Genomic DNA, 13,354 nt, shown 5'->3' on the forward strand with positions numbered 1-13,354 from the left:
TGTCTCGCGCGCCTCCCGGCGCTCGCTTGAGGAACTTCATCATGCTTCACGGCTACGGATCGAGCATTCTCGATGGCGCCTGGCTGACCATTAATCTGGCCCTGACCTCCATGACCATGGCGATTGCCCTGGGTCTGATCGGCGCCGCCTTTCGTTTGTCACCGTTCAAATGGCTGGCGATGCTGGGCGAAGGCTATACCACCCTGATTCGCGGTATTCCCGACCTGGTGTTGATCCTGCTGATTTTCTACGGCGGCCAGGATCTGGTGAACCGCATTGCCCTCGCGCTCGGTTACACCCGCTACATCGACATCAACCCCTTTATCGCCGGCGTCTGCACCATGGGTTTCATTTTTGGTGCCTACCTCTCGGAGACCTTTCGCGGCGCCTTTATGGCAATCCCCAAAGGCCAGGGCGAGGCCGGTGTGGCTTATGGCATGAGCGGCGCTCAGGTGTTCTGGCGGATTCTGGTGCCGCAGATGATTCGTTTCGCCATTCCGGGGTTCACCAACAACTGGTTGGTGCTGACCAAATCCACCGCGCTGATCTCGGTGATCGGGTTGCAGGACATGATGTTCAAAGCCAAAAACGCAGCGGACGCCACCCATGAGCCGTTCACGTTTTTCCTCGCGGTTGCCGCGCTCTACCTGATGCTGACCAGCGTGTCATTGCTGGTGCTGCGCTATCTGGAAAACCACTACTCGGTCGGCATCAAAGCCGCCGAACTGTGACGGGGAGCACAGCCATGATTCTCGACTACAACCTGATCTGGGAAAACCTGCCGCTGTACCTCAATGGCGCCTTGTTGACCCTCAAAGTCCTGCTGATTTCCCTGGCCGTTGGCCTGGTGCTGGCGATTCCTTTAGCGCTGATGCGCGTCTCCCGATCGCCGTTGATCAGCTTCCCGGCCTGGCTCTACACCTATGTGATTCGCGGCACCCCGATGCTGGTGCAATTGTTCCTGATCTATTACGGCTTGGCGCAGTTCGAAGCGGTACGCCAAAGCGTGCTCTGGCCTTACCTGTCCAGCGCAACCTTTTGTGCCTGCCTGGCCTTCGCGATCAATACCAGCGCCTATAGCGCGGAACTGCTGGCCGGCAGTTTGAAGGCCACGGCCCACGGCGAGATCGAAGCCGCCAAGGCCATGGGCATGTCGCGCTTTACCTTGTACCGCCGCGTGCTCCTGCCGTCGGCCTTGCGCCGGGCACTGCCGCAATACAGCAACGAAGTGTTGATGATGCTGCAGACCACCAGCCTGGCGTCGATCGTCACCCTGGTCGACATCACCGGAGCCGCTCGTACGGTCAGTTCGCGGTTCTATCTGCCGTTCGAAGCGTTCATCACCGCCGGCCTTATCTATCTGGCCCTGACCTTCATCCTGGTTCGTCTGTTCAAGCTGGCCGAGCGCCGCTGGCTGGCCTATCTGGCACCGCGCAAGCACTAAGGAGCTGTTATGGAGCACATTGAATACCTGTTGCCGTGGGGTGCCTCGGGCACAGAACGACGGCTGTCGCTGTTTCGTTTTGGCAGCGGGCCGCGCAAGGCTTACATCCAGGCCTCCCTGCATGCCGATGAGTTGCCGGGGATGCGTGTGGCGGTTGAACTTAAGCAGCGTCTGCGCGTGCTGGAAGAACAAGGTCGCCTGAATGGGGTCGTCGAGTTGGTGCCGATGGCCAACCCGATTGGCATCGCCCAGATGTTCCAGGCCACCCATCAAGGTCGTTTTGAGTTCTCCAGCGGGAAGAACTTCAATCGTGATTTTCCAGAGCTGGCCGAAGCTGTGGCGGCGCTGGTGAAAGGTCAACTGGGCGCCCACGCCGACGTCAACACCGGGCTGATCCGCCGCGCCATGGCCGATGTTCTCGCCGACATGCCACCGCCGACCTCGGAACTCGATGGCCTGCGCCGCCTGTTGCTTTCACATGCCTGTGACGCCGATGTGGTGCTGGACCTGCACTGCGATTTCGAGTCGATCATGCTGCTTTACGCCATGCCGCAACACTGGCCGCGCCTGCGCTCATTGGCCGCTCGACTGGGTGCCGGCGCCGCATTGCTGGCCGAGGATGCGGGCGGCAGTGCCTTTGATGAAGCCTGCGCGATTCCCTGGTTGCGTCTGGCCGAACTCTTTCCTGAAGCCGATATTTCTTTGGCCTGTGTGGCGACCACCATTGAACTGCGCGGCATGGCCGATACCGAACGCGAGCCCTGCATCGACAGCGCGCAGGCCATTCTCGGCTATCTCGCCGAACAAGGCCTGATCAGCGGTGACTGGCCCGCCGCGCCACCGACCGAGTGTGAAGCGACGCCATTCGCCGGTGCGCAGTACGCCTACGCACCGCACCCGGGGGTGGTGAGTTATCTGCAACCGCTGGGTGCCCGGGTCAGGGTCGGCGACCCGCTGTTCGAAGTGATTGATCCGCTGACCGATCGCCACAGCATCGTGCGCGCCAGCACCGACGGCATCCTCTATGCCCGTGAACGTCTGCGCTTTGCCCAGCCCGGTTTGTGGCTGGCCAAAGTGGCCGGTACTCGCCCTATTCGCCAAGGCCGCTTGCTCAGCGACTGATTCCAGAGAGTTGAAACCATGTACAAACTTGAAATTCAGGATCTTCACAAAAGCTATGGCACCCACGAAGTGCTCAAGGGCGTGTCCCTGGAAGCGAAGGCCGGTGACGTGATCAGCATCATCGGCTCCAGCGGTTCCGGCAAAAGCACCTTCCTGCGTTGCATCAACCTGCTGGAGCAGCCCAACGCCGGCAACATCGTGCTCAATGGCGAACCGCTCAAGCTGGTGACCAACAAACTCGGCGGGCTCAAGGCTGCCGAGCCCAAACAGCTACAACGCATGCGTTCGCGACTGTCGATGGTGTTTCAGCACTTCAACCTCTGGTCGCACATGAGTGCCCTTGAAAACGTCATGGAGGCCCCGGTGCATGTGTTGGGCATCAACAAGAAAGAAGCACGGGAAAAGGCCGAGCATTACCTGAACAAAGTTGGCGTGGCGCACCGCATGGACGCCTGGCCGGCGCACATGTCGGGTGGTGAGCAGCAGCGGGTAGCGATTGCCCGGGCGCTGGCCATGGAGCCGGAAGTGATGCTGTTCGATGAACCGACTTCAGCCCTCGACCCCGAGCTGGTCGGCGAAGTGCTGAAAGTCATGCAGGACCTCGCACTCGAAGGCCGCACCATGGTAGTCGTGACCCACGAAATGGGCTTTGCCCGCGAGGTCTCGAACCAGCTGGTGTTCCTGCACAAGGGCCTGGTCGAGGAGCGCGGCAATCCGCGTGAAGTGCTGGTCAATCCACAGTCCGAGCGGCTTCGGCAGTTTCTGGCCGGCAGCTTGAAATAACCACCGGCTCGCTCACCGCTCCCTGGCTTGGCGATGCACAACGAGGTTTGGCATGCGATACACTCCAGCCAACCTCGAACCAAGCCTTCTCCAACCCTTCAGGAACTGTAGAGCCGGACATGCCGACCCCTTCGAAAGACACCACGGTCTATGCCGCGCCGGTGATGCGTAAACTGGCGGAAATCGTTTCCGATCTACAGCCGTCACTGCGCAAGGTGGCGGATTTTATCCTGCGTCACCCGCTAAGGGCCGCGACGCTGACCATCGAAGAAATGGCCCATGAAACCTCCACCTCGCCGGCCGCGGTCAATCGTCTGGCCAAGGCACTGAACCTGGGTGGCTACACCGGCATGAAGGCCGAGCTGGTCGCGACGTTGCAGCAGATGGTGTCGCCGGTCGACAAACTGCGCAACGAACTGGCGCATCGTCCTGGCGGCGCATTTGGCCTGCATGAGCAAATCCAGAGCGCCACCAGCAACCTCGCCACGGCAGCCACCAACAACCACGCCGACACCTTTGAAGCGTTCGTCACCCGCCTGATCGAAGCGCGCAAAATTTACATCCTGGGCTTTGGCAACAGCGTCTACTTCGCCGGCCTCGCCGCCTCGACCCTGATGCCCTTCTGTGCGGACGCCACCGCCATCAGCATGGAGGGCGGCAACGAAAACGCTGCTTACCGCCTGGCCGCCATCACCGATCAGGATGTGTTGCTGGCGATCTCCCTGCCGCGCTATTCCCTCGACACCCTGCAACTCGCCCGCTTCGCCAATGAGCGCGGCGCCTCGGTGCTGGCGATCACCGACTCACCCGCATCGCCGCTCACCAGCATTGCCGAACACGTGCTGTTTGCCCCCGCCGACCATCCGGTAATGACCAGCTCCAACATCGCCGTGCTCGCCTTGATCGAAGGTTTGGTGGCGGGTGTGATGGCGCGCAATAAAGAAGCGGTCAAGCTGGCGACCGAGCTGACCGAGAGCGTGATGTCTTACTTGCATATTCCTGCCAGCAGCAAATCGTCGAAGAAGTGATATCTGACAGGGCTTGCCCCATGGGCAATCTGGAAACCCAAAACCGCCCGGCTTTCGTGGACCGGGCGGTCTTGGGGCTGTCTTGCGACAACTCGTTCAGGACTGTGCCTCAACCTCCCGGGTACAGCCATTGCGCAACTCTGACGCCAACGTCTGTTCGTCCAGCGCCCCTTCCCACTTGGCGATGAACAGCGTGGCGACACCGTTGCCGATGACGTTGATCAACGCCCCGCCTTCGGAAATAAACCGGTAGACCCCAAGCACCAACACCAACCCGGCCGCCGGAATCACATCCAGGCTGCCAAGGGTGGCCGCGAGGGTAATGAACGCACCGCCGGTGACGCTGGCCGCGCCCTTGGAGGTCAACAACAGAATCAACAACAGGGTGACCTGGTGCCACAGGTCGAGCGGGATATCCAGCGCTTGGGCGATGAAAATCGCCAACACTGTCATGTTGATGCAGCTGCCATCGAGGTTAAAACAGTATCCCGAAGGCACCACCAATCCCACCACCGACTTCTCGCACCCCAGACGCTCGAGCTTGCCCATCAACCGAGGCAAGGCTGACTCCGAAGATGAGGTGCCCAACACCAGAAACAGCTCATCGCGGATGTACTTGAGAAACTGCCACAGGCTGAAACCGGCCAGGCGCGCGACCAGGTTGAGAATCACGAACACAAAAAACAGCGCCGTCACGTAATAGCAGATCAGCAAGTTGCCATACGCCCCCAGGGAGCCGACGCCGTACTTGCCGATCGTAAAGGCCATGCCGCCGAAGGCCCCGAGCGGCGAGACATACATCACGATCTTGACCATGCGGAAAAACGCCTGGGCTACCAGATCGATCAGGTTCAGCAACGGCTTGCCGGCAGCACCGAGCATCTGCAAGGCGAAGGCAAACAGGATGGAAATGAACAGCACCTGGAGAATATCGCCTTCGGCAAAGGCACCAAACACGGTACTGGGCACGATATGGGTGAGAAAGCCCACCACACTCTGTTCATGGGCCAGCTTGCTGTAGCTGTCGATGGCATGGCCGTCGAGGGTCGCCGGGTTGATGTGCATGCCCGTACCAGGCTGCATCAGGTTGACCCCGATCAGCCCGATCACCAGCGCCAGGGTGGTCAGCACTTCGAAGTACAGCAACGATTTGAAGCCGACCCGGCCGATGCGCTTGAGGCTCTGCATGCTGGCAATGCCACTGACCACGGTGCAGAAGATGATCGGTGCAATCAGCATCTTGATCAGCTTGATGAACGTATCGCCCAGGGGCTTCATTTCTTCGCCGAGACTGGGATAGAAATGACCGAAGATGATGCCCAGCACAATCGCCAGCAGCACCTGCACATACAGGTGGCGGAACACTCGGCGCAGGCGTGAATGGCTCGGCTTTTTTTCGGCAATCGAGGGTGTAATTGTTGTTGTCATGATGGCTTCCTCGCAGGCGTGATGCATTTCCCCAGGTAGCCGACCGCCACATCGGTGCACGACCGATCGCCTGGGAAAGAGTGTTCGGGGGAATGATTACTTCTGGATGTACTCGGAAATCTCGATCAGGTTGAGATCGGGATCGCGCAGGTACACCGAGCGAATGGGCCCCCGGGCCCCGGTTCGGGTCACCGGACCTTCCACCAGCGGCCAGTTCACCGTTTTGAGGTGGGCGATGACTTCGTCCAGTGGCGCGCTGGCGATAAAGCACAGGTCCAGGGCCCCTGGCACGGGCACGTGGGCCTTGGGTTCGATTTCATGACCGCGCACGTGCATGTTGATTTTCTGGTTGCCGAACGTGAAAGCCACCCGGCCCTCGCCGAATTTCTCCAGGTGCATGCCCATCACCTCGGTGTAGAAATGAATGGTCGCTTGCGGGTCGGTGGCAGTCAGGACGATGTGGTCGACGTGATCGATCATCCCAACCACCGGAGCACCTGGCGGCACGATGGCGGTCGCCACGGCAGGCGTTACCTGCAGCAATGCGCCCAGGGACAGCGCGGCAATGAACAACGAGACAAACTGACGGACCGGTGTGATTGTTATTGTTTTCATGAGTGGACCTTCTTGTTGGGTGGTGAAGCCTTCACGACACGAGGTTGATCAGGTTCCCCGAGTGGTAGCCCTGCAGGTTGCCAAGGATGCCGTCGGCCAGCCGTTGCAGGCTGCTCTGGCTGGCCCAGGCCACATGGGGGGTGACGATCAGGTTGGCATGGCGGCTATTGAGCAAAAGATGGTCGGCCGGTGGTGGCTCCTGGCAAAGCACATCGAGGGCCGCGCCACCGAGGCGGCCGCTGTCCAGCGCATCGAGTACCGCCGCTTCATCCACCAACGGTCCGCGAGCGGTATTGATCAGCAACGCGCCGGGTTTCATCTGCGCCAGTTCCAGTGCCCCGATCAGGTGTCGGGTACGCTCGGTCAATGGACAGTGCAGAGAAATCACGTCGCTTTGCGCCAGCACCGTTTCAAAGGACTGATACCCCTTGCGCACCGGGACCACGCCACGGTGTTCGGCAAACAACAACTGCATGCCCAGCGCACTCGCCAGACGCGCCGTAGCCAAACCGATTCCGCCCCGACCGACGATGCCCAACACACAGCCCTGAACATCGCGGATCGGCGCGCGATGGACGCAGAAATGCCGCGAGTCCGACCAGTCCCGCAGCGCAGCAGACTGGTAAGCGAACAGCTGTCGACGCAGGGCGAAGATTGACGCGATCACCGACTCGGCGACGCTTTGTGCCGAGTAGGCCGGGACGTTACACACCGTCACGGCAAAATCACGGCAGGCCGCCAGATCAATACAGTCGTAACCGGTGGCCGCGACGCAGATGAAGCGCAGGTTCGGCAGTTGCTCAAGTTCGGCCCGACCGATGCGCACCTTGTTGGTGATCACCGCATCGGCATCCCGGGCGGCTTCCACCACCTGGTCTGGCGTCGTGTCGGGGCGGTCCTGCCAGTCGGTGACCCAGGCCGGGCGAGCAATGCTCACGGGCAGGCTATCGCCATCAAGAAATACCACTTTCATGCTGCACGCTCCGGCTGGACGGGTTCGGAAATCTCGATCAGGTTCAGGTCCGGATCACGCACATACACCGAACGTATCGGCCCGGTGGCACCGGTACGTAACACCGGGCCTTCGATGATGGGCCAGTCGACACGGGCCAGGTGCGCGATCATTTGGTCCAGAGGGATCGAGGCGATAAAACACAGGTCCAGCGCTCCCGGCACCGGCAAATGCGCCTTGGGCTCGAACTCGTGGCCACGCACGTGCAGGTTGATTTTCTGCTGGCCGAAAGCGAACGCCTTGCGCCCACCAGCAAAGGTTTGCACCTGCATGCCCATGACCCGCACGTAAAAATCCTCGGCAGCCACGGGGTCGATGGTGGTCAGCACTAAATGGTCGAGATGATCGATCATGAGTGCAGCTCCTGGGCTCGGGCCGACGGCACCTGTTTTTCCAGGTTGGCGACATGGGCGGGAATCGGGTGCAGGTCCAGGCGTTTGCCGGCCTTGAGGATCTGGCTGGGAATGTCGTGACCGACCAGACCCGGCAACTGCGCGGCGACAGCCAGCACCCGGTCCAGATCAACCCCGGTGTTGAAGCCCATCAACTGCAGCATGTGCAACAGGTCTTCGGTGCACACATTGCCGCTGGCCCCCGGCGCATAAGGGCAACCGCCCAGGCCGCCAAGGGACGAATCGAAACGATCGACCCCGGCCTCGATGGCCGCCAGCGCATTGGCCAGGCCCATGCCACGGGTATTGTGGAAATGCAGGGTCAGCTGCAGCGCCGGAAAACGCTCACGGACGGCCCGGGACAGCATCTCGACCTGACTCGGGTACGCCATGCCGGTGGTGTCACACAGGGTCACGCCGCGAGCTCCCAGCTCGGCGAAACGCTCGACCCAGTGCAACACCTCCCCCACCGGAACATCGCCCTGCATCGGGCAGCCGAACACGGTCGACAACGACACATTGATCGCCACCGGCCCCTGGCCGATCACGCTGACCACTTCGCTGAGCTGGGCAAACGACTGTTCGCGGCTCATGCGCAGATTGGAACGGTTGTGCGGTTCGCTTACCGACATCACCAGGTTGGCTTCATCGATGTTGCACGTCAGGGCCCGCTCGGCACCGCGCACGTTAGGCACCAGCACGGTGTACTCCACCGCCGGATTGCGCCGGATACCCTGCATCACCGCCTCAGCATCGCGCAGCGCGGTAATGGCCTTGGGCGAGGTGAACGAGGTGACCTCGATCTTGGCGAAACCACACTGGCTGAGGGCGTCGATCATGGCGATCTTGTCGACGGTTTCAATAAAGCGCGCTTCATTCTGGAAGCCGTCACGGGTCGCGACTTCCTGCAAGAAAAGACGTTGCATGTTGATTCTCCGGTTCAAATGATGCCGCGTTGGCGCCAGTCGGCTTGCTGCGCAGCGTCGATGCCGAGCTCGCCAAGAATCTCGGCGGTGTGCTGACCCAGGGTCGGCGCCGAGCGAGTCACGCTGCCAGGCGTGGTACCCAGCTTGGGGACGATGCCGGGCAAGGTCACCGGCGTGCCGTCGTCCAGCTGGCTGTCGAGCAGCATGTCGCGCGCCCGGTAATGCGGGTCCTGGGCAATGTCGGCAGCGTTGTAAATCCGGCCGGCCGGGATGCGCGCCTCGGTCAGGATCGACAAGACTTCGTCGAGGCTGAGTCGCGCGGTCCATTCGGAGATGGCGGCATCGATGCGCTCAACCTGCAGTACTCGGCCGTGGTTCTGCGCAAGCGCTGGATCAGCCCCCAGATCGCGGCGCCCAATCACTTCCATCAGGCGTTGATAGATGCTGTCGCCATTGCCGGCGATCAAGGCAAAACCACCGTCACGGCAGCGATAGGCATTGGTCGGCGCGATACCCGGCAAACTGCTGCCGGCGGGCTCACGAACGGCATTGAATACCGAGTATTCGGGCAACAGGCTTTCCATCATGTTGAACACCGACTCGTACAGCGCCACGTCGATCTGCTGGCCGTCACCGCCGTTCTGCTCGCGATGACGCAGGGCAAGCAGAATCCCTATAACCCCGTGCAAGGCCGACAACGAGTCGCCAATGGAAACGCCAACCCTGACCGGGGTCCGCCCGGGCTCGCCGGATAGATGCCGCAACCCGCCCATCGCTTCACCGATCACGCCAAAGCCGGGACGGTCACGGTAAGGCCCGGTCTGGCCGTAACCGGAGACCCGGAGCATGACGAGTTTCGGATTCAGCGCATGCAGCGTGTCCCAACCCAGCCCCCAGTTTTCCAGAGTCCCTGGGCGAAAGTTCTCTATCAGTACATCCGCGTCGGCCAGCAACTGGCGCACCACTTGTTGGGCTTCAGCCTGGCGCAAATCAAGGGTCAGCGAGCGTTTGTTGCGCGATTGCGCGGCCCACCAGACGGAAGTACCGTCATGCAGCAAGCGCCATTTGCGCAATGGGTCACCGGTGACCGGAGGCTCGATCTTGATCACGTCGGCGCCAAATTCACCGAGCATTTTCGCCGCAAACGGCCCGGCAATCAGTTGACCGAGCTCCACGACCTTGACACCTTGCAGAGGTAACCTCATGACGTTTCCCGTTCTTGTTGAGTGCTTGTGGCATGGATAATCGACACAAACCGGGCAGATGAAAATTTCAAATTTCGCCACTACTCTTTCCAGAATGGAAAACCTTGGATCCTCTTGATGATCAATCCCCTGCATTTCGATCTGCTGTCGTTGCGCCTGCTGATCTTCGCCGCCGAATCCGGCAACCTGACCCGTGCCGCCGAAAAGGCCAACATGACGGTCTCGGCGGCCAGCAAACGGTTAGCCGAGCTGGAGCGAACCACCCAGTGCCCACTGTTCGTGCGCCTGCCAAGGGGGCTCGAACTGACCGCCGCGGGACAAGGGATCGTTGAACATGCCAGAACGATTCTGGAAGGCGTGAACCGGATGGCGTGCGACGCCAGCGATTACGCGGTCGGGGTGCGCGGGCATGTGCGGCTGTTCGCCAACACTTCCGCCGTCGTCCAGTTTCTGCCGGACGACCTCGCGTCTTTCCTGCGCGCCAATCCGAACGTGCGTATCGGGCTGGAAGAAGCACTCAGCGAACCGATTATTCAAGCCGTGGAAAACGGGCGCGCCGACATCGGCATTTTTGCCGACAACGTACCGGCCGAGGGCCTGTACAAACTGCCCTATCGCGACGACCGACTCGTGCTCTTGGTGCCGGTCGGCCATGAACTGGCGAATGAGCGCAACGTGTCCTTTGCCGACACGCTTGGCTTCGATTATGTCGCGCTCAACCAGGGCAGCTCGTTGCTGCGCAGAATCACCGATGCCGCCGTCAGTGCGGGCAAGATCCTCAAGGTGCGGATCCAGGTCAGCAGCTTCGACGGCATCTGTCGGATGATCGAAGCCGGCTTGGGCATCGGGATCTTGCCGTTGTCATCCGTGCGTGCCGAATTGCTCGGCAGCCGTCTGATTGCTGTCGACCTGAGCGATGACTGGGCGCACCGCACCTTGTTCGTGGGGGTTGCGAGTCAGGCGCAACTGACCCCGGAAGCGGCCAAGTTGTTCGAGTATCTGAGCAGCGTGCATGGCTGACCTTGTCGCAGGGTCGGCACTGTTCTTTTCACACCAGCCTAATGAGCAGCAAGACCAACAGCACATTCAACACGGCCAACGAACTCAAGCCCGCAAGCACTCCGCCGGCGCCCCAGGTCTGCAATAGGTAGCCGCCAGCGAGGGGAGTCAAGGCTTGTCCAATGAGCGAAGGCCGAGCCATGCGCCCCATCAGCAAAACATAATGGGTGGGCGACATAAGGGCCAGCGGCAGTAGTCCTCGAACGATCGCCCGCAAACCATTACCCGCGCCGTAGATCACCAGTCCCACTGCGGTCATTGCCGGCGCCATGGTCACCAGCAACAGACCAACTGCCACGAATACCACGCAGATCAATGTCGTCCAGATTGGATGTCTCTTTCGCGAAAACACTTGTAGAACACGTGAACCGACCTGACTTGGACCCAGCAAGGCGCTCAGTCCGATGGCGGCTGCGAGCGAATAGCCCTGCCCCTGCAACAATGAAATCAGCTGGACAGACATCGCCGTCATGATCACTGCACCCAACGCAAAAATCAGTGTGAGCAGCAGGTAGATCCGCCGGTCGATCGAGAGGCGTTCATCACTCATGGCACGGCTTTTTGCGAGTGGCCCCGCGCCCCGCGCCAGCACCCAGAGATAAAGCGGTGCTACGGCAATGACCAATAACACCCCGTAAGCCAAGCACGTCGTGCGCCAGCCAACGTGCTCGATGACCAACGCAACCGCTGGCCATGACAGCGTTGTCGCAAACCCTGAAATAAGCGTGATCCCGGTAATCGCACTGCCCGCCCGCTCCCCGTACAGAGAACCTAAAGCGGCGAACAACGCTTCATACAGCCCCAGCGCCATACCGACGCCAATCACTGCCCAAGACAAAAGAAACATCGGCAACGAGGTCGAGCTCGCCATCAGAAACAACCCGATGGCGACGCCCAGGCCGCTACTGGCAAGGATGGGGCGGCCGCCGTAGCGGGCGATAAGCCGACTGGTCAATGGCGCCAGCATTGCAGAAACCAGAATGCTCAGAGACAGCGCGCCATACACCCATTGGCTAGCCCAACCGGTCTCTCTCATGATCGGATCGGCCATGACGGCCATCAGGAAGAACGAACCTCCCCAGACCAGAACTTGCAGCATCCCCAATATAAAAATGCCGAATACGCCAGGCAGTCGCGTTTGATGGTTCAAGACAGTGTCATCAGTGGTGAGAAAAAAACAGAAGTCGTGAGCAGCTACGCAACAACGGATAGGGGCTAACAGATTGGCCGATGGCTCAAAGCATGTGCCCGGCCCAAATCTTGCGATTGACCAGATCAGCGGCGATCTCGATAAAAGCCTCCCCGACAAATTTCGCGGCCGGGCTGACGCGCCTGTCCGCGGGAAAGACCAGGACCAATTTACGCATGGGAGCGGGGTCGACCAACGGTGCCGCACTGAGCACGCCCGCTTCGATTTGCGCGTAAATCGAGGCCAACGGCAAAGCGGTCAAACCGAAGCCATTGCGGACCAGATCGATCATCGCGCCGAAAGAATCGGCTTCAACGCTGGTCTTGAGCTTGATCCCGACTTCACGCGCACAGTTATCCAGAATCACCCGAAGGCCATGTCGGGCGCTGGGCAGTACCAATTGCTGCTCGGCCAGAGACGCGAACGACACCGGCGTATCAAGACGCAGGTTGGCGCTGGCAGGGCCGACCAGCAGCAGGTTTTCCATCATCACCGGCACGATACGCAGCGTGTGCAGGGGTTGCGGATCGTAGGAAATCGCCAGTTCCAACTCGCCACGCTGAACCCAATCCAGCAGGTAGCCGCTGAAGGCCGAGGAAAACCTGATGCCGAGATTCGGATGCGCCTCTTTGATCTTGCGCACCAGAGGGACGGTGACGATTTCCGCGACCGTCGGCGTTGTCCCGATGACCACCGTTCCCCGAAAAGAGGTCTTCCCGCCCACCACCGAGCTTCGGATGGACTCCATCTCTTCCATGATTCGGGTGGCATGGGCCAGCACTTCGCGGCCGGCCTCGGTAATTTCCATGCCTCGCCCATGTCGGTCGAACAGGTAGGTGCCGAGTTCCTTTTCCAGTAATCGGATTTGCCGGCTCAGGGCCGGCTGCGCGATGTGAAGACGATCCGAGGCCTTGCTGAGACTGCCCAGCTCGGCCACATGAATCAGGGTCTTGAGTTGAACGACATCCATTACCAGGCCAGTCAGCATCGGGCTCGGCGCGACATGCGTCGAAAGTGTTGTGAGTGTAATCGCATTTGCGCACCTTGGAATGCCTCGCCAACCGTGTGTCGCGGGGCCTCAGGACTGGCGAGTCGGCTGTATCCCCCAGCGCGCCGGGGCTGCATGCCAAGCTATAGAATTCAGGTATATC

The 13,354-nt window shown here is 60.6% G+C and carries 14 protein-coding genes; 6 read left to right on the forward strand and 8 right to left on the reverse strand.

Annotated features, from left to right (window positions below):
• Positions 1-41 precede the first annotated feature (41 nt).
• The 5 genes from JUI81_RS13220 (at position 42) to JUI81_RS13240 (ending at position 4,377) form a co-directional block, all read left to right on the forward strand.
• On the forward strand, positions 42-731 hold the full coding sequence (locus JUI81_RS13220; protein ID WP_204124435.1) for an ABC transporter permease: 690 nt from the start codon (positions 42-44) through the stop codon (positions 729-731).
• A 14-nt stretch (positions 732-745) separates the two neighbouring features.
• Complete coding sequence (locus tag JUI81_RS13225) at positions 746-1,444, forward strand: ABC transporter permease (protein WP_018928327.1); 699 nt, start codon at positions 746-748, stop codon at positions 1,442-1,444.
• A 9-nt stretch (positions 1,445-1,453) separates the two neighbouring features.
• Entirely contained in the window at positions 1,454-2,566 is a 1,113-nt protein-coding gene (locus tag JUI81_RS13230; protein ID WP_019581926.1) for a succinylglutamate desuccinylase/aspartoacylase family protein, read from the forward strand.
• An 18-nt stretch (positions 2,567-2,584) separates the two neighbouring features.
• Positions 2,585-3,349, forward strand: coding sequence for an ABC transporter ATP-binding protein (locus JUI81_RS13235; RefSeq protein ID WP_204124436.1), 765 nt, complete (start codon positions 2,585-2,587; stop codon positions 3,347-3,349).
• A 119-nt stretch (positions 3,350-3,468) separates the two neighbouring features.
• Positions 3,469-4,377 carry a MurR/RpiR family transcriptional regulator gene (locus tag JUI81_RS13240; protein ID WP_007940239.1) on the forward strand — a complete coding sequence of 303 codons (909 nt, stop codon included), beginning with the start codon at positions 3,469-3,471 and terminating at the stop codon, positions 4,375-4,377.
• Between the two features lie 96 nt (positions 4,378-4,473).
• On the opposite strand, the gene JUI81_RS13245 is transcribed toward JUI81_RS13240, so the two are convergent.
• The 6 genes from JUI81_RS13245 to JUI81_RS13270 form a co-directional block, all read right to left on the reverse strand.
• The gene (locus tag JUI81_RS13245; RefSeq protein WP_204124437.1) at positions 4,474-5,805 is read right to left on the reverse strand and encodes a dicarboxylate/amino acid:cation symporter; all 1,332 of its coding nucleotides are present in this window, start codon (positions 5,803-5,805) and stop codon (positions 4,474-4,476) included.
• Between the two features lie 96 nt (positions 5,806-5,901).
• Positions 5,902-6,285: a VOC family protein gene (locus tag JUI81_RS13250; RefSeq protein WP_026345858.1), complete on the reverse strand. Its 384-nt coding sequence runs from the start codon at positions 6,283-6,285 to the stop codon at positions 5,902-5,904.
• Between the two features lie 166 nt (positions 6,286-6,451).
• Entirely contained in the window at positions 6,452-7,393 is a 942-nt protein-coding gene (locus tag JUI81_RS13255; RefSeq protein ID WP_204124438.1) for a D-2-hydroxyacid dehydrogenase, read from the reverse strand.
• Positions 7,390-7,785: a VOC family protein gene (locus tag JUI81_RS13260; protein WP_138867096.1), complete on the reverse strand. Its 396-nt coding sequence runs from the start codon at positions 7,783-7,785 to the stop codon at positions 7,390-7,392. Before JUI81_RS13260 ends, JUI81_RS13255 begins: the two co-directional genes overlap by 4 nt.
• Positions 7,782-8,750, reverse strand: a complete 969-nt coding sequence (locus tag JUI81_RS13265; protein ID WP_204124439.1) for a hydroxymethylglutaryl-CoA lyase — start codon at positions 8,748-8,750, stop codon at positions 7,782-7,784. The genes JUI81_RS13260 and JUI81_RS13265 overlap by 4 nt, the downstream gene beginning before the upstream one ends.
• Positions 8,751-8,764: 14 nt before the next feature.
• Positions 8,765-9,955, reverse strand: a complete 1,191-nt coding sequence (locus tag JUI81_RS13270; protein ID WP_019581919.1) for a CaiB/BaiF CoA-transferase family protein — start codon at positions 9,953-9,955, stop codon at positions 8,765-8,767.
• Positions 9,956-10,072: 117 nt separating this feature from the next.
• Between JUI81_RS13270 and JUI81_RS13275 the strand changes: the two genes are divergently transcribed.
• Positions 10,073-10,975 carry a LysR family transcriptional regulator gene (locus tag JUI81_RS13275; RefSeq protein ID WP_018928337.1) on the forward strand — a complete coding sequence of 301 codons (903 nt, stop codon included), beginning with the start codon at positions 10,073-10,075 and terminating at the stop codon, positions 10,973-10,975.
• 28 nt (positions 10,976-11,003) lie between these two features.
• On the opposite strand, the gene JUI81_RS13280 is transcribed toward JUI81_RS13275, so the two are convergent.
• Positions 11,004-12,113 carry an MFS transporter gene (locus tag JUI81_RS13280; RefSeq protein WP_019581918.1) on the reverse strand — a complete coding sequence of 370 codons (1,110 nt, stop codon included), beginning with the start codon at positions 12,111-12,113 and terminating at the stop codon, positions 11,004-11,006.
• 136 nt (positions 12,114-12,249) lie between these two features.
• Positions 12,250-13,191 carry a LysR substrate-binding domain-containing protein gene (locus JUI81_RS13285; RefSeq protein ID WP_204124440.1) on the reverse strand — a complete coding sequence of 314 codons (942 nt, stop codon included), beginning with the start codon at positions 13,189-13,191 and terminating at the stop codon, positions 12,250-12,252.
• Positions 13,192-13,354 lie beyond the last annotated feature (163 nt).

Source organism: Pseudomonas sp. 008 (assembly GCF_016861935.1).
In the GTDB taxonomy this organism is placed as follows: Bacteria; Pseudomonadota; Gammaproteobacteria; order Pseudomonadales; family Pseudomonadaceae; genus Aquipseudomonas.